This is a genomic window from Ferrovum sp. JA12 (assembly GCF_001431705.1).
GTDB lineage: Bacteria > Pseudomonadota > Gammaproteobacteria > Burkholderiales > Ferrovaceae > PN-J185.
Map to the genome: position 1 here is coordinate 933424 of NZ_LJWX01000002.1, position 17735 is coordinate 951158.

16 protein-coding genes and 1 riboswitch are annotated in these 17735 nt (G+C 46.2%); all 16 genes read right to left on the reverse strand.

Annotation, left to right across the window (positions count from 1 at the left end; all coding sequences use genetic code 11):
• Positions 1-30: 30 nt before the first annotated feature.
• A complete protein-coding gene (locus FERRO_RS09420) occupies positions 31-2820 on the reverse strand; it encodes a ribonucleoside-diphosphate reductase subunit alpha (RefSeq protein WP_056930591.1) in 2790 nt (929 codons plus the stop codon).
• A 102-nt stretch (positions 2821-2922) separates the two neighbouring features.
• A riboswitch (cobalamin riboswitch) is annotated at positions 2923-3116 on the reverse strand.
• A gap of 145 nt (positions 3117-3261) precedes the next feature.
• Entirely contained in the window at positions 3262-4434 is a 1173-nt protein-coding gene (locus FERRO_RS09425) for an O-succinylhomoserine sulfhydrylase (RefSeq protein ID WP_056930592.1), read from the reverse strand.
• 6 nt (positions 4435-4440) lie between these two features.
• A complete protein-coding gene (gene purF, locus FERRO_RS09430; protein ID WP_056930593.1) occupies positions 4441-5964 on the reverse strand; it encodes an amidophosphoribosyltransferase in 1524 nt (507 codons plus the stop codon).
• Positions 5965-6031: 67 nt separating this feature from the next.
• Positions 6032-6535 carry a CvpA family protein gene (locus FERRO_RS09435; protein WP_056930594.1) on the reverse strand — a complete coding sequence of 168 codons (504 nt, stop codon included), beginning with the start codon at positions 6533-6535 and terminating at the stop codon, positions 6032-6034.
• A complete protein-coding gene (locus tag FERRO_RS09440; protein ID WP_056930595.1) occupies positions 6535-7377 on the reverse strand; it encodes an SPOR domain-containing protein in 843 nt (280 codons plus the stop codon). The genes FERRO_RS09435 and FERRO_RS09440 overlap by 1 nt, the downstream gene beginning before the upstream one ends.
• A gap of 10 nt (positions 7378-7387) precedes the next feature.
• Positions 7388-8254, reverse strand: a complete 867-nt coding sequence (gene accD, locus FERRO_RS09445; protein ID WP_056930596.1) for an acetyl-CoA carboxylase, carboxyltransferase subunit beta — start codon at positions 8252-8254, stop codon at positions 7388-7390.
• Positions 8251-9054 carry a tryptophan synthase subunit alpha gene (gene trpA, locus FERRO_RS09450; RefSeq protein WP_056930597.1) on the reverse strand — a complete coding sequence of 268 codons (804 nt, stop codon included), beginning with the start codon at positions 9052-9054 and terminating at the stop codon, positions 8251-8253. Before trpA ends, accD begins: the two co-directional genes overlap by 4 nt.
• 26 nt (positions 9055-9080) lie before the next feature.
• On the reverse strand, positions 9081-10280 hold the full coding sequence (trpB, locus tag FERRO_RS09455; protein ID WP_056930598.1) for a tryptophan synthase subunit beta: 1200 nt from the start codon (positions 10278-10280) through the stop codon (positions 9081-9083).
• Positions 10267-10884, reverse strand: a complete 618-nt coding sequence (locus tag FERRO_RS09460; RefSeq protein ID WP_056930599.1) for a phosphoribosylanthranilate isomerase — start codon at positions 10882-10884, stop codon at positions 10267-10269. The genes trpB and FERRO_RS09460 overlap by 14 nt, the downstream gene beginning before the upstream one ends.
• 11 nt (positions 10885-10895) lie before the next feature.
• Entirely contained in the window at positions 10896-11687 is a 792-nt protein-coding gene (gene truA, locus FERRO_RS09465; RefSeq protein WP_056930600.1) for a tRNA pseudouridine(38-40) synthase TruA, read from the reverse strand.
• Positions 11684-12241 carry a hypothetical protein gene (locus FERRO_RS09470; RefSeq protein WP_056930601.1) on the reverse strand — a complete coding sequence of 186 codons (558 nt, stop codon included), beginning with the start codon at positions 12239-12241 and terminating at the stop codon, positions 11684-11686. The genes truA and FERRO_RS09470 overlap by 4 nt, the downstream gene beginning before the upstream one ends.
• Positions 12241-13371 carry an aspartate-semialdehyde dehydrogenase gene (gene asd / locus FERRO_RS09475; RefSeq protein WP_056930602.1) on the reverse strand — a complete coding sequence of 377 codons (1131 nt, stop codon included), beginning with the start codon at positions 13369-13371 and terminating at the stop codon, positions 12241-12243. The genes FERRO_RS09470 and asd overlap by 1 nt, the downstream gene beginning before the upstream one ends.
• A 9-nt stretch (positions 13372-13380) precedes the next feature.
• Positions 13381-14457 carry a 3-isopropylmalate dehydrogenase gene (gene leuB / locus FERRO_RS09480; RefSeq protein WP_056930603.1) on the reverse strand — a complete coding sequence of 359 codons (1077 nt, stop codon included), beginning with the start codon at positions 14455-14457 and terminating at the stop codon, positions 13381-13383.
• The gene (leuD, locus tag FERRO_RS09485; RefSeq protein WP_056930604.1) at positions 14457-15104 is read right to left on the reverse strand and encodes a 3-isopropylmalate dehydratase small subunit; all 648 of its coding nucleotides are present in this window, start codon (positions 15102-15104) and stop codon (positions 14457-14459) included. Before leuD ends, leuB begins: the two co-directional genes overlap by 1 nt.
• 11 nt (positions 15105-15115) lie before the next feature.
• A complete protein-coding gene (gene leuC, locus FERRO_RS09490; RefSeq protein ID WP_152975751.1) occupies positions 15116-16522 on the reverse strand; it encodes a 3-isopropylmalate dehydratase large subunit in 1407 nt (468 codons plus the stop codon).
• 59 nt (positions 16523-16581) lie between these two features.
• Positions 16582-17685 (reverse strand): chorismate synthase, encoded by a 1104-nt coding sequence (aroC, locus tag FERRO_RS09495; protein WP_056930606.1) that lies wholly within the window; start codon positions 17683-17685, stop codon positions 16582-16584.
• Positions 17686-17735: the final 50 nt, after the last annotated feature.

Here is a 17735-nt window from a genome sequence, read left to right on the forward strand (position 1 = left end):
TCTTTAATAATCCTTAAAAATAATTATTGGTTATTGACAAGCTTCGCAGGTAGGATCGTCAATTAAACATTGTTTTACTTCCGTCTCCACGGGTTGAATTTTGACAGCATTTAGCTCTCCACCTTGACCGGTGGATTTTTCTGCCGCACTAGCACCGAGGGAGCGCAAATAGTAGGTAGTTTTAAGACCTCTTAACCAAGCCATAAAATATATATCATTTAACTTTTTTCCACTGGGCGTAGCAAAGTACAGGTTTAAAGACTGCGCCTGATCGATCCATTTCTGGCGTCTTGCGGCAGCTTCAATGAGCCATTGAGGATCCACCTCAAAGGCAGTGGCATACAACTCTTTTAACTGTTGAGGAATTCTCTCAATCTGACTTAAGGATCCATCATAATATTTAATATCGGCAATCATTGCCTCATCCCATAGACCGATGGCTTTTAAATCCTTCACTAAGGACTCATTAACAATAGTGAACTCACCGGATAAATTAGATTTCACATAGAGATTTTGATAATCCGGTTCAATACTTGCCGATACGCCTACAATATTGGAAATGGTGGCAGTGGGAGCAATGGCCACGCAATTAGAGTTGCGCATGCCATATTGCTTGATATTCTCACGTAATGCTTGCCAATCAAGACGTATGGTTCGATCCACCGCCAAATATCCTCCCCTCTCTTCCTCCAGCATGGCGAGAGTATCCAGCGGCAAAATACCACGGTCCCATAGGCTTCCTTTGAAGCTTGAATAGGCGCCTCTTTCACGGGCAAGCTCGGTGGAGGCTAGATAAGCGTAATAACAAACGTATTCCATCGTCACATCGGCTAACTCAACCGCTTGCTCTGAGGCATAGGGGATACGCATTGCATGGAGCATATCCTGAAAACCCATAATCCCTAAACCAACAGGGCGATGACGGACATTAGAGTTACGTGCCTTAGCCACCGCGTAAAAATTAATGTCAATCACGTTATCCAGCATACGCATGGCCGTTTTGATGGTGTGACGTAATTTTTCATCATCTATCACAAAAGAGCCATTCACTTCCTTAATATGCTTGAATAAATTCACTGAACCCAAATTACACACCGCTGTTTCAGTGTCAGAGGTATTAAGGGTAATTTCTGTGCATAAATTAGAACTGTGCACCACCCCGACATGTTGCTGAGGAGAGCGAATATTGCAAGGATCTTTGAATGTAATCCAAGGATGCCCAGTTTCAAACAACATGGATAAAATTCTTCGCCAAAGTTGTAGAGCGGATACTTTTTTAAATAAAGTAATCTCACCATGGTCAGCTTTACTCTCATAACGCAAGTAAGCCTCTTCAAATGCTTTACCGTATTTATCATGCAAATCTGGCACATCAGAGGGCGAAAACAGTGTCCAATCTTGATTCTTATCGACTCGTTTCATAAACAGATCTGGAATCCAGTTGGCAGTATTCATATCGTGGGTGCGACGTCGATCATCACCGGTGTTTTTACGTAAATCAAGAAACTCCTCAATATCTAGATGCCAAGTTTCAAGATAGCCGCACACAGCGCCTTTTCTTTTACCGCCTTGATTCACAGCCACTGCCGTGTCATTCACCACCTTCAAAAAGGGAATCACACCTTGGCTTTTGCCATTAGTCCCCTTAATTCTTGAGGAGAGTGCACGAACCGGTGTCCAGTCGTTACCCAACCCTCCGGCATACTTTTGCAGTAACGCGTTTTCTTTAATGTTCTCAAAAATACTGTTCAAATCATCCCCGACGGTGGTGAGATAACAGGAGGACAATTGTGAGTGTTTTGTTCCACTATTAAATAACGTTGGTGTGGAACTCATAAAATCAAAGGAGGACAATAGCAGATAAAACTCAATAGCTTTTTCCTCTCTATTGATCTCTTGCAACGCAAGACCCATGGCCACACGCATAAAGAAGATTTGTGGTAACTCAATTCTTTCTTCATTAATATGTAAGAAATAACGGTCATATAAAGTTTGTAAACCCAGATAACCAAACTGTAAATCTCTTTGTGGATCTAGTACCTGGGACAGTTTTTCCAGATCATACTCAGCCAATTGATGATCCAATAAACCTGCCTCAATCCCTTTTTTAATGTATTGACTAAAATACTGGCGAGTCGCCACTACAACTTCTTCAGCAGTGAGGGTTTGCCCTAATATTTCTCGCTGAATTTGTTTTAAAAGTAAACGCGCAGTCACAAAATTATATTGGGGTTCGCGTTCAATTAAGCTTCGTGCCGCCATCACCAAGGCTTTCTCAAGTTCCACAAAAGAAATGCCATCATATAAGTCTCTCACTGCTTGATGTGTGATCACTTCAGGATTCACATCTTGCAGCCCTACGCAGGCCTCACTCACTAATTGATTAAGCCAATGTAAATCAAGATTAGTGAAGCTTTCACCATCTTTAATTCGAATAGGTATAGCAGGAGGATGTTGGGTTTTCGCTCTCTCTTGTGCACGTTTTTCGCGATAGAGCACATAGGCCCTTGCCACATCATGCTCACCTGATCTCATTAACGCCAATTCAACCTGATCTTGAATGGTTTCGATGTGAACTGTGCCACCTAAAGGCTGACGTCTTAACAGGGTAGAGATAACCTGTGCTGTTAAATGTTTACATTGCTCCCTGACGGAACTGGACACTTGAGCTGATTCGCCATGAACGGCAATAAACGCTTTGTGAACGGCCACTGAGATTTTATCCGTCTGAAAATTAACCACCTCTCCCGAGCGTCTAACTACTTGATAAAGTTGAGCTGCGTGCTGAAGAGTATTATCCTGAGAAAAAGTTGAATCCATATAGCCTTCCTAAGAGGGCAGTGGTGTCATTGGTTTTGCGTACGCAAATAAAGAAATAAACATAACTTTATTCAACCAGAGGACACCCCGCCTCATTCATGTTGTTTAAGAAATATCACGGCAGGTCTCCTGGCTCTTGGTTTAACATGCTTGGTTTAGCTTACCGCATCTTATTCAGTGATAGATAACACAACCTAGCGTTACCAATTACAGTTGCGGGGGCAGCTTAGGTGTTACACCTGATTCCCTTTTTATTGCAAGAGATAGTCTTACAAACCGTAAGGTCATTAAACACAATATTGAGGGGTATTGTCAAGATAAAACACAATATATTGTGTTTTATTTCAGAAATATGAAATATCAGGATTTTCCGTAAATTGATTGATGTAAGATTAATGGTGGATTGAATCTCGCTTCTTGTGTGCTATAGAACGGATAGCGCTAATCCAAACCTCGACTGAGATCTGTTTTAATATCATTTAAGGACTCCAATCCCACGGATACTCGAATTAACCCGTCCGTGATCCCCGCCTTAACTCTTGACTCTTCACTGATACGACCATGGGTGGTGGTAGCAGGATGAGTGATGGTGGTTTTAGTGTCTCCAAGATTACCGGTTATGGAGATCAATTGGGTAGAATCAATTACCCGCCATGCTTTCTCTTGCCCCCCTTTCACCTCAAAACTCACCACTGCGCCACCATGGGTTTGTTGGCGTTGAGCGAGTTCAAACTGAGGGTGAGAGACGAGCCCTGGATGATGGACGCGTATCACATTGGGATGCTCTGACAACCATTGCGCCAGAGAAAGAGCTGCTTGGGATTGGGCCTCAACGCGAAGCTTTAAGGTTTCTAACCCCTTGAGTAAAATCCATGCATTAAATGCGCTCAGACTAGGGCCTGCCGTGCGCAAAAACGAATAAATCCCCTCTTTTAAGAGAGCCTTAGAACCGACAATAGCCCCGCCTAATACGCGGCCTTGTCCATCGATATATTTTGTTGCCGAATGGATAACAATATCAGCACCCAGAGACAAAGGTTGCTGCAATATGGGCGTACAAAAACAGTTATCTACCACCAAATAAACTTGAGCGTTTTTACTCACCTCGGCTAAGGCTTGGATATCCACGAGCTCCATGGTAGGGTTTGATGGCGTTTCAAGATAAAACAATTTAGTGTTACTTTGAATGGCCCTCTTCCACCCATCAATATCTGACAGAGGAACAAAGGTCGACTCAATTCCAAAGCGCGATAGAATGTTAGTGAACAATTGCACCGCCGCACCAAAAATACTTTGCGAGACCACAATGTGGTCTCCCGCTTTTAATAATCCCATCATGGTGGTTAAAATAGCCGCCATACCGCTCGCTGTGGCAATGGCGTACTCTCCCCCTTCCATGACTGCCAAGCGTTCTTGAAAAGCATTGACCGTGGGGTTAGTGAAGCGTGAATAAATATAGCCAGGTTCCTTATTCTGGAAACGGTCCGCCGCCTGCTGAGCGTTATCAAAAACATAACTTGAGGTTAAAAATAATGCTTCAGCATGCTCATTAAACTCAGTTCGATGAATGCCCGAACGAATGGCTAAAGTATCTAAATCATAGGGTTGGGTCATAGTCTGTTAAATGGTCTCAGCGTGAGTTAGATTTAAATCTAGCTGGTTAACTTTTTGCTGGGCATGGGTCTCGCCATCTTTGCGTGCAAATTCAATCTTAGCCAAGTATTCAGCAGTAATATCATCGGTAATATAACAGCCATCAAAACACGAACAATCAAAGCGTTCAATATTTTTTGCCTGAGACTTAACATCTCTGATTAAATCACTTAAGTCCTGATAAAACACCCTATCGGCCCCAATCTCAGCGGCAATCTCACTATCATTGCGACCCGTTGCGAGGAGCTCAGCGCGGCTTGGCATATCAATACCATATACATTAGGAAAACGTACGGGAGGAGCTGCTGAAGCAAAATAAACATGACGCGCACCGCAGTCTCTTGCCATTTGGACAATCTCACGACTCGTGGTACCCCTGACAATTGAGTCATCCACCAAGAGCACATTTTTTCCCTCAAACTCCATACCAATGGCGTTCAATTTTTGTCTCACTGATTTTTTTCTTTCAGCCTGCCCTGGCATAATAAAGGTACGGCCAATATAGCGGTTCTTAATAAATCCCTCACGGTAGGGGACATTGAGCTTCTGGGCTAACTGAAGTGCGCTAGGCCGGCTGGTATCAGGGATGGGAATCACTACATCTATGTGAAGATCAGGCGCAATGTGCTGAATTTTCTCGCCCAAACTCTCTCCCATTTTTAAACGTGTCTCATAAACCGACACCCCATCAATCACAGAATCTGGTCTTGCCAAATAAACGTACTCAAAAATACAAGGAGACTTAACCGGAGTCAAGGCACATTGTTGATGATGCAATTGTCCATTTTCATCAATAAAAATTGCTTCACCAGGTTCCACATCGCGCAACATTTTAAAGCCCAAGGCATCTAGCGCCACGCTCTCTGAGGCGAGGATATACTCAGGTCCATTTACGCTCATGTGTGTACCAATAACCAGGGGGCGAATCCCATAGGGATCCCGAAAAGCCAACAAACCATGGCCGGCAATCAACGCCACCGCCGCATAAGCACCACGACAACGTCGATGCACTCCTGCTACAGCATTAAATATATCCGCCTGGGTTAAACGACTGCTTACTGTAACGCCGTCCAATTCATGAGCTAATACATTGAGTAGCACTTCCGAGTCTGAATTGGTATTGACATGACGTCGATCTTGCGCAAATAAATCCTCTTTTAACTCATCCGCATTGGTTAGATTGCCATTATGACCCAACACAATACCGAAGGGAGAGTTCACATAAAAAGGTTGGGCTTCAGCTGAGGATTTGGCAGACCCTGCAGTGGGGTAGCGGCAATGCCCAATGCCAATATTACCAGTCAAGCTTCTCATGTCCCGGGTACGAAAGACATCGCGCACCAAACCAAGACCTTTATGCATATGGAAAGTACTGCCATCGGCGGTAGCAATCCCTGCCGCATCTTGACCACGATGCTGCAGAAGTTGCAAACCATCGTAGAGCAACTGATTAACTGGGGTTTTCGCGACAATACCAACTATTCCACACATACTACATGACACTCCGGAGACAAATTCATGAGAAGTATTATTCTACTCCACTCAGAGGATTTACGTTCTAAAAATGAAAAAACTGGGCCACCTCTTGAGGCAGATAAGGTTTCAAATAATACACACCCCACAACCCTGCTTTAACACTTGGTGAGCGTTGCCAATCCGCTTGTTGCGGCAACAACGTAAAGCTGGCTAGTATCAATAACACCATAAACAGAAAATAGCCGCGTAATAGCCCGAAACTGGCTCCCAGCAATCGGTTAAGGGAACTCAAACCCGTTTTCTCTACCGCAACATTGAGCACAGAGGATAGAATGGCCGCGAGGACCAATACCACAATGAAGATCGCCAGATAGGCTGACACAAGACGTAAACTGGGGTTAACTATCCATCCTGCCAAATAAAGTGAGAGCATAGGACTCAACCATTTGGCCGCTACAAAGGCGCATGCCCAACCAGCTATTCCCATCACTTCCTTAACCACTCCACGAAACAAACCGAAGATTGTAGATAAGCCAATTAAAGCCATAGCAATATAATCAATCCAATTCCAATGCTCGACACTCATTAATGCAACTCCTTAATTAAAGAGGGAAATCCAGCCTCTAATAATTGTTTTTTTGTTCTATGAATTTTGTCGTTGGAGGAAAACGGCCCCACATAAACACGGTAGCGCACCTTATGATTGAGAGTCACCTTATCTATTTTGGCACGACCTCCATGCCCCTTGAGCTCTTTAATCAAATTTTTAGCACGATTCTCCTCCGAGAACAGACCCAACTGAAGGATTTTATGCGTGCCATTCACCACCGGCTGTACTGAAGATCGCAATGAACTGCTCTTCAGCACTGACGAAGACCCAGACTCCTTAAGCGCCTGTGGTTGTTTGGGTTGTTCTGGGAGTAATGGCGTGTCAGCTGAATCCTTTACTATTTTCTTTTCTGCTGCAGTAGTGTTTTTTTGCACCAAAGGAGCTGAGGCTTGCGTGATTGACGCCACCTGATTAGGCATAGCCGCGCCTTGGGAGCTGGGCGAAGCTATTACAGAGCCTTCCGTTGACACAGAGGAAAGCGATGACGGGAGGGATGGTGGCAACAGAGATGGATGATTTATATTCATCGGGGTCACCCTAGTAGAGGCAGGTGTTACCCTATCTAAAGATGACACCGCGAGGGATTGTTCATGGGTGTTAACCAGGGGCGATGGTGCTGTGGAAGGGGCCCCATGAATAGGCGAATGAGAAGGCATTGCAGCGCCCAAGTCTGGGCTAAGTTTGGGCGTCTTGGAGTGATTTAACAACATGGGTAAGAGAACAACAACAAAGGCCATAATGAGCGCTGCACCGATGGCTCTGCGCCGCGCACTGACTCGATACAAATCTAGCTTCTCCCACTCTTGCGGTTTAGCCATAATTTAAACTCTACTCAGGCTGAGTCACGTTTGTTAACTGTCTTAAAATATTTGCAATCCGAGGCCGCAAGTCACGGCGATCAACAATCATGTCAATAGCACCCTTCTCTAAAAGGAACTCCGAACGCTGAAACCCCTCAGGTAGTTTTTCACGCACTGTTTGCTCAATCACCCGCGGTCCTGCAAAACCAATTAATGCATTAGGTTCAGCCATAACCACATCGCCGATCATAGCAAAACTTGCCGATACCCCACCCATGGTAGGATCCGTGAGGACAGAAATAAAGGGCAGTTTATGCTCTGCCAAATGGGTCAAAGCCGCACAGGTTTTTGCCATCTGCATTAAAGACAAGAGACCCTCTTGCATCCTTGCCCCGCCACTCGCTAAAAAACAAACAAAAGGCAGCCGTTGATCTATCGCAGCCTCTACCGCCCGGACAAAACGCTCCCCCACCACAGAACCCATTGAGCCACCCATAAATCCAAACTCAAAAGCTGCTGCGATAACAGGAAGTTCCTCAAGAACCCCTTGCATGACGACTAAAGCATCCGTTTCACCGGTGGCTTGTTTCGCTTCTTCAATACGTTCAGGGTAGCGTCGCGTATCCTTGAACTTCAGTGAATCAATAGGGGTGACTTCAAAACCAATTTCAAAACGCTCCCCTTGGTCTAAAAATAAGTCTAAGCGGGTTCTCGCATTAATTCGTATATGGTGGGAACACTTTGGACAAACATGTAAGTTACTCTCTAAGTCAGAACGATAAAGTACCGCTTCACAGGATCCACATTTTACCCACAGTCCCTCTGGGACAGAGCCTTTAATGTTATGTTTATCACGCTTAATGCGTGGGGGAAGTAATTTTTTAAACCAACTCATAATGTGTTATCCAAAGCCTGTCTGAGTTCTTGTATTAACTTACCCACTTCTTGAGGGATTTTTTTTGTTTCTGCTTGTTCAATGGTTTCAACAATTCTGGATCCCACCACCACGGCATCAGAGAACTGCCCAATTGCTCGCGCTGTGTCGCCATCACGAATACCAAAACCTACTCCCACTGGGATGCTCACATGACGTTTTATTCTCGCCACCTGTGCTTGCACATCCTGCACATCAATATGACTCGCTCCTGTCACCCCTCTTAAAGACACATAATAGACATAACCTTTAGCCATCCGCGCGATATCTTCTACGCGCTCATCGGTGGTGGTGGGAGCAATTAAAAAAATAGGGTCAATTGAAAACGGGTTTAACGCGTCAGCCAACAACTTGGCTTCAGCGGGCGGGTAATCTACCACCAATACCCCGTCAACGCCCACATCATGACAATTCTTAACAAAGGTACTAACCCCCATCCGCTCAATAGGATTGGCGTATCCCATCAAGACCAAGGGGGTATGGTTATTGGTTTGACGAAACTCTTTAACGGTATTGAGTACATCAATGAGCCGCACCTTATTTTTTAGCGCTCTCTCACTGGCTCTTTGAATCACTGGACCATCAGCCATGGGGTCTGAAAAAGGGATACCCAATTCAATAATATCCGCCCCAGCGGCCACCATGGCATGCATGGTAGGGAGACATGTGGATAACTCAGGGTCTCCTACAGTAAAAAAAGGAATCAACGCACAGCGTTGTTGGGATGTTAATGATGCAAATACTTGTTCTATTCGTGACACGGTCTTTATCCTATTTTTGCCAAGTTCTAAAGTGTAATGCCACTGCGCTCTGCCACAGTGGCCATGTCCTTATCACCACGACCAGAGAGGTTGACGAGTAAAACCTTATCACGACTCATACCAGGAGCGATTTTCATGGCGTGGGCTAAGGCATGACTAGATTCCAAGGCAGGAATGATTCCTTCCATGCGACATAAATCATGGAAAGCTTGCAGAGCTTCGTCGTCATTCACTGCTACATATTGTGCGCGACCACTGTCCTTAAGCCAGGCATGCTCAGGGCCAACACCTGGGTAATCAAGGCCCGCTGAAATAGAATGGGTTTCAACAATCTGACCATTATCATCTTGCAACAGATAGGTACGGTTGCCATGCAAGACACCAGGAGTTCCTGCAGACAAGGAGGCAGAATGACGGCCAGATTCAATTCCTTCCCCCCCCGCCTCAACACCAATTAAAGCCACGTTAGTCTCATTAATATAGGGGTAAAAAATCCCCATGGCGTTAGATCCCCCGCCCACACAAGCTAATACCGCATCAGGCTGGCGGCCAATCATATCAGGCATTTGTAAGAGACACTCACGGCCCACCACAGCATTAAAGTCACGCGCCATCATAGGATAGGGATGAGGACCTGCGACGGTACCAATAATATAAAAAGTGTTATGGACATTAGTCACCCAGTCACGCATAGCCTCATTGAGAGCATCCTTTAGCGTTCGTGAGCCACTTGTGACAGGAATCACCTCAGCGCCTAATAATTTCATGCGATACACATTTTGCGCTTGTCTTTTCACATCCTCCGCACCCATATACACCACACATTCCATGCCATATCGAGCAGCCACCGTAGCTGTCGCTACGCCATGCTGGCCAGCACCTGTTTCAGCGATAACCCTAGGTTTACCCATGCGTTTGGCCAACATCGCTTGGCCTACGGTATTATTAATTTTATGGGCACCAGTGTGGTTTAAATCCTCACGTTTGAGATAAATTTGTGCCCCACCAAGATGTTCAGACATACGTTTAGCATGATAAATAGGGCTCGGACGACCTACATAATGCTTTAATTCATAAGCTAGTTCCTGTTGAAACGCTGCATCATCGCGAACAAATAAATACTCTTTTTTTAAGCTCTCAATGGCTGCAATCAGCGTTTCAGAAACAAACGTTCCCCCGTAGGGTCCAAAATGGCCATCTTTACTGGGCATATCATACGGCTTCATTTCTCGCTCCTTGTATAAATGCTTGGCATTTATTAATATCCTTAATTCCAGGGCTCTGCTCAACGCCACTACTGACATCTACCGCCCAAGGTTTCACTGCTTTAATTGCTTGCCCTACATTCTCTGGTGTCAGACCACCGGATAGGATAATTAGTTTAGATAACTCCCTGGGAATTAACCGCCAATCAAAGGTTCTACCCGTCCCACCCGGCACCCCCTCTTGATAAGCATCCACTAATAAGGCTTTGGCTGTATTAAAGTCAACTGTATATTGTACCAAATCAACGTCTTCTTTGACGCGTATTGCTTTAATATAAGGTCTTTTAAATTGCTGACAGAAGGCAGGACTCTCGTCGCCATGAAATTGTAAATAATCGAGCGATACCTGCTCTAAAATCTGCCATACTTGTTCGGTAGTATGATTAACAAATAATCCAACACTGCTCACGAAGGGGGGCAGCGCATCAACAATGGTTTGAGCAGTTAACCGGGACACCCTTCTTGGACTTTTCTCATAAAACACCAAGCCGATCGCGTCTGCTCCCGCTTTCGCGACAGCGCGAGCTTGATCAACATCAGTGATACCACAAATTTTTATACGCATACCGATTGGCCTTAAGGTTCATTCACGAAAAAATAGGGACGACATTGCGTCTGAGGCAGTTGCCAATGCTCAGCGTATTCTATTTGGCTTAAATATAATCCTTGAGGAGAGAAAGTGGGGGCTGCTAAGGTTCTGTTTTTTTGTTCAATCAGCGTGTTCATCCACTCACTTTCATGACGACCCTGGCCAATGTCCACCAAACTACCCACCAAATTACGTACCATATGATGTAAAAAGGCATTAGCCTTAAACACCAACTGAATGAGCACACCATGGCGAACAAGATAAGCCTCATACATGGTACGCGTGGCTGTTTTGGCTTGACACTCACTACTCCTAAAGGCGCTGAAGTCGTGTTCACCCTGTAAATAACTCATCGCCCTGTGCATATTGTCCACATTAAGTGGGGTATGGATCCATCCCACATAATGAGCGGCTATAGCAGGTCTAACCGAGTGTGGGTAAAGCCAGTAATGATAAGTTCTTGACAGCGCAGAAAATCGAGCATGAAAACCCTCATCAACCACTCTGGCCCAGAGTACGCTGATATCCTCAGGCAAATGACTGTTGACACCCCTAACCCAGGCCTGTTCAGGGCGTTGAGCGTTGGTATCAAAGTGAACAACTTGCGCAAGGGCGTGAACCGCTGTATCAGTACGTCCGGCACACACAGTATGAACCGATTCTCCTGCAATCATGGAAACCGCTTGATCGAGAGTCGATTGAATCGCACGCCGTTGGGGCTGTTTTTGCCAACCACAGAATTGTTGACCATCATACTCAATACCCAGAGCAATTCTCATGGATTGTTTTGAATACTGTACTCAAGTAACTGTAGAGCAATTTTTTGTTGCGGTAAGCTGCCTTCAGCCATGACTCGTTTAATGGCTTCACGAACCGCTTGACTGTCTTGACGCCAGGCGCTAAATCTTGCTATCAACAAACACTGCTCTAGAGTCAAATCAACAATCGACTGAGGGAACACGGGCTCTTGAACAGTATCGGGCGGCAAAGAGGGGAGGTCTGGGACCGTCTGCTCAACAGCCATGAGTTGTTGTGACACTATCCCATCAATTTTACTAGCTAGAGGAAGACCTACTTCAGCCAACTCCTCCGCACTCAAACCCAAGGACTTTTCAAATAACTCATCATCGTTCCAATGATGCCGCTGATGAGCTACCGTCATCTTGGACAAGCGCCAGATTACAATGATCCCCACTACGAACAAAGCGCCCACAAAACCACCCACAATCAACTCACTGGGATGGTAGTAGCCCCAGTCATTGAGCGTACGCAATATTGATCGGCCCTGATCATCTTTGAGCCAGCTTGGGACATTATCGAGATTAAATTGCATTATTGTTTAACCACGATACGTAACATGCGGCGAAGCGGCTCCGCGGCCCCCCACAACAATTGGTCACCCACAGTAAAAGCGCCCAAATACTCAGCCCCCATAGCAAGCTTATGTAAACGCCCCACTGGTACCGATAAAGTACCAGACACTTGAGTGGGGGTTAATTGTTGCTCCGTTAACTCCCGATCATTAGCAATAACTCTCACCCATTCATTGGCATCAGCTATTAATTGCTCAATATCCTGCAAGGCAACATCTTTTTTTAATTTTATAGTGAGCGCTTGCGAGTGACAGCGCATGGCCCCGACACGAACACATAAACCATCTACCGGGATTGATCCTGCGTGTCGATAAGCGGGCAACCCTAAAATCTTGTTACACTCCGCGCCACCTTTCCATTCCTCTTTACTTTGTCCATACTCCACCGCCTTATCTATCCAAGGGATTAGACTGCCCGCTAAAGGCACTCCTCTGAAGTTCTCTGTGGGCATCTGAGGAGAACGTAAGGCTTCGGTGACCGAACGATCAATGTCAAGAATAGCTGAGGAAGGATCAGACAATAAGGCCGCAACAGATTGATGTAACACCCCCATTTGGCTCAGTAATTCGCGCATGTTTTGCGCGCCAGCCCCAGAGGCGGCCTGATAGGTCATAGCTGATACCCACTCCACTAGATTAGCCTTAAATAAACCGCCCAGAGCCATCAGCATTAAACTCACGGTACAGTTACCGCCGATATAATCACGAATCCCTTTATTCATTGCCTCGTCAATCATGGAACGGTTAACGGGATCCAAAATAATCACCGCATGATCATTCATGCGCAAAGTGGACGCGGCATCAATCCAGTAACCCTGCCAACCCCTTTTTCTCAAAGGAGTATGAATTGCCTCCGTAAAATCTCCCCCTTGACAGGACACTAATACATCCATTTGTGCGAGTTGCTCTATATTGTTGGCATCCAACAAGGGTTTAGCTGAGTGTTCTCCCACTGCAGGACCTAAAGATCCAGCCTGTGAGGTGGTAAAAAATACTGGCTCAATGTGATCAAAATCCTTCTCTTGCCTCATGCGCTCAAGAAGCACCGATCCCACCATGCCACGCCAGCCAACAAACCCAACCGTTAACATATCATCCCCCTAGTTATTATTTTTCAAGGCAGCAACCACGGCATCGCCCATGGCGCTGGTGGAGAGTATCCTCTCTCCAGCCTTGGCAATATCTTTGGTACGCATTCCTTGGTTAATTACCTCTTCAACGGCAAACTCCACCCGATCGGCTAAATCTTCGCGTTTTAGTGAATAACGAAACAACATAGCCAACGATAAAATCTGCGCTAAGGGGTTAGCTATTCCTTGCCCGGCGATATCCGGAGCACTGCCATGAATGGGCTCAAATAGTCCCTGCCCAGATTGATTTAAAGAGGCTGAGGGCAATAAACCAATGGACCCTGTCAGCATGGATGCTTCATCCGAGAGAATATCGCCAAACAAATTACCCGTCACAATCACATCAAATTGTTGCGGACGACGAATTAATTGCATGGCAGCATTATCCACCAACATGTGTGTCAGCGTCACATCAGGATATTCACGCGCGACTTCCATCACCACATCACGCCATAATTGCGTGCACTCCAACACATTCATTTTATCAACGGAACACAACATACCCCTTCTTTTTTGGGCTGCCTGAAAACCCCAATGGGCTACTCGTTTAATTTCATTCTCGTCGTAAGTCATGGTATTCACCCCAACTCGAAGTCCCTGTTCATTGGTATGAATACCTCGTGGCTCACCAAAATAAATATCACCGGTCAGCTCGCGTACAATCATCATATCCAGCCCTGCTACCACCTCTTTCTTCAAAGTAGAAGAATCAGCGAGCGCATCATAAACCTTCGCTGGACGTAGATTAGCAAACAAATCCATGGCTTTACGCAAACGCAAGAGTCCGCGTTCAGGACGTTTAGGGCGAGGAAGAGTGTCATATTGAGGGCCGCCAATGGCACCGAACAACACGGCGCTGGAGGCAAGACATAACTGTAGAGTGTCATCGGGTAAAGGATCATCATAAACCTCCACAGCTGCCCCACCCACTAAAGCCGTTTGGGTCTTAATAGGCTCGCCCTCGGCCACAAACAAATCGATCACTTTTTCCGCCTCAGCCATGATCTCAGGACCGATCCCATCACCAGGTAACAATGCAATATTCATTAACGATTAACTCCAAAAATCCAAGGCTCAGACTGCTGACGCTCAATCTCATAGGCCTTAATTTCATCGGCGTGACGCAATGTCAAACCAATATCATCAAAACCATTGAGTAAACAAAAACGACGGAATTCATCCACTTCAAAGGTAAAACTCTCGCCGTTCTCGGTTCTTACCTCTTGAAGATTCAAATCCACCGTAAGTTGATAATTCGGTGTAGATAGGACGGCTTTAAAAAGTTGGTCTACCGCTTCCTCTTTTAACACCACGGGTAAAATGCCATTTTTAAAACAGTTGTTGAAAAAAATATCAGCATAGCTCGGAGCAATTAAGGCCCGAATACCATAATCACTAAGCGCCCAAGGAGCGTGCTCACGACTTGATCCGCAACCAAAATTCTCCCGTGCCAAGAGAATACGTGCTCCTTGATATCGAGCTTGATTCATCACAAAATTCGGATTGAGAGGACGCTTTGAACAATCCTGTCCAGGCTGCCCCTCATCAAGATAACGCCAAGCATCAAAGAGATGGGGCCCAAAACCAGAACGGTGAATGGATTTTAAAAATTGCTTTGGAATAATGGCATCGGTATCCACATTAGATCGATCAATGGGCAACACCACACCGCTAACTTGTGTAAAGGCTTGCATGAATTCTTCCTTTATTTAATCAATGCTCTAACATCGGCAAAGTGGCCCGCCAGCGCTGCCGCTGCCGCCATCTGGGGACTAACCAAATGGGTTCTACTACCTGCTCCCTGACGGCCCTCAAAATTACGGTTTGAAGTGGAGGCACATCGCTCTCCCGGCGAAAGCCGATCATCATTCATACCCAAGCACATGGAGCAACCTGGGTTACGCCATTCAAATCCAGCCTCTTTGAAAATTACATCCAAGCCTTCTTGCTCAGCTTGGGCTTTAACAAGTCCTGAGCCTGGAACAACGAGGGCCAGCTTAATATTGGAGGCAATTTTTTTTCCTGTTAGCACCTGCGCGGCAGAACGTAAATCTTCGATACGTGAATTGGTGCATGAACCAATGAAAACTTTATCAATTGAAATGGAGGTAATAGGTTGCCCTGCGGGTAAATTCATGTAGCGCAAAGCGCGCTCCATCCCCTCACGACGAATAGGATCCTTCTCATCCTTAGGGTCCGGTATGGTGGCATTAATGGATACCACCATTTCTGGCGAAGTTCCCCAGGTAACTAAGGGCTCAATGTGCTCAGCTTGAAGAGTCACCTCCTTATCAAACAGAGCCTCTTCGTCACTTACCAAAGTTTGCCAATAACTCACAGCTCTTTGCCAAAGATCTCCCACTGGAGCGAAGGGTCGCCCCTTGATGTAATTGAGCGTGGTCTCATCCACGGCCACCATCCCAGCACGGGCCCCTGCTTCAATAGCCATATTACATAAAGTCATACGCCCTTCCATACTCAAAGAGCGAATAGCAGAACCGGCAAATTCAATGGCAAAACCGGTCCCTCCAGCGGTACCAATGTGACCAATAATAGCGAGAGCCATATCCTTGGCGGTGACGCCTTGACCCAAAGCTCCTTCCACTGAAACACGCATAGTTTTAGCACGTTTAGTAATCAAGGTTTGAGTGGCCATGACATGTTCAACTTCAGAAGTTCCTATACCCATGGCAAGTGCGGCAAAAGCGCCGTGGGTGCTGGTGTGTGAATCACCACATACCACCGTCATGCCGGGCAGTGTCGCCCCCTGCTCAGGACCTATAACATGAACAATACCCTGCCGAGGATCGCCCATGGGAAACTCTGTAATGTGGTGTTGTGCACAATTTTTATCCAGAGTATCCACCTGCAACCTTGAGATGGGATCGGCGATCACCTCATCTGAGGTGGTGGGCGTATTGTGATCAGCGGTAGCCAGAATTGAGTTCACTCGCCACAAAGAACGGTTAGCCAGCTTCAGACCTTCAAAGGCCTGGGGGCTTGTGACCTCATGCACCAGATGTCGATCAATATAAATGAGTGCTGTGCCATCCGCCTCTTCGCGGACTACATGGGAACGCCAGAGCTTTTCGTATAAGGTTATTGGTTTCATCATTTAATGCCTCGTTAAGACCTTAAATTATGACACAGCCAGAAAAGATCGAACAGAGCCTAGTCGGGGAGACTACCGGCAATGGGTGCAAAAGGAGGTCTTACATCAGCATTTTGCCCACGATGTCTTAGAGCATGATCCATCAAGACAATAGCTAGCATCGCCTCAGCAATGGGCGTTGCCCTGATCCCCACACAAGGATCATGACGGCCAGTGGTAGCCACCTCACGGCTCTCACCGGACACGTCAATACTTTGGCGCACGAGGCGGATACTAGAAGTTGGTTTAATCGCAATACTGGCCTCAATATCCTGACCTGTAGAGATACCCCCTAACACTCCCCCGGCATGATTACTCTTAAATCCTTCTGGAGTCATTTCATCACCATGTTCTGTCCCACGCTGACCAATACTTCTAAAGCCTGCCCCAATTTCAACCCCCTTGACGGCGTTGATACTCATCAACGCATAAGCAATATCCGCATCCAACCGATCATAAACAGGCTCGCCCCAGCCCACGGGCACCTGGGAGGCCACCACGTTAATGCGCGCACCAATAGAGTCCCCTGACTTTCTTAAGGCATCCATTTGCGACTCTAACTGTGGAACCATCGCCATATTGGCTGCAAAAAAAGGATTCTGATCAACCGCCTGCCAGTCTTGAAAAGGAATCACGGTAGAGCCCAGCTCTGCAAGGTATCCCTTGATGACCACACCATAACGCTCCAATAACCATTTTTTAGCAATGGCCCCAGCGGCCACTCGAACGGCCGTCTCACGGGCTGAGGAACGCCCCCCACCTCGATGATCGCGGATACCATATTTTTGTAAGTAAGTATAATCCGCATGACCCGGACGAAAAGCTCCTGCTATGTTGTTATAGTCTTGGCTTCGTTGATCAATATTGCGGATTAGGAGTGCAATGGGTGTACCGGTGGTTTTCCCCTCAAATACTCCTGATAGAATTTCCACCGCATCGGTTTCCCGTCGTTGGGTCACATGTCTTGAGGTACCAGGTTTTCGGCGATCGAGCTCTTGCTGAATATCTGCCTCACTGATCATTAAGCCCGGGGGACAGCCATCTACCACACAGCCAATGGCTGGGCCATGACTTTCGCCAAAAGATGTCACACAAAATAACCGACCAAGGGTGTTCCCTGACATGCAAAAGTACCTCGCCTAAAAAGATATAAGAGTTTAACATAGCATGTATT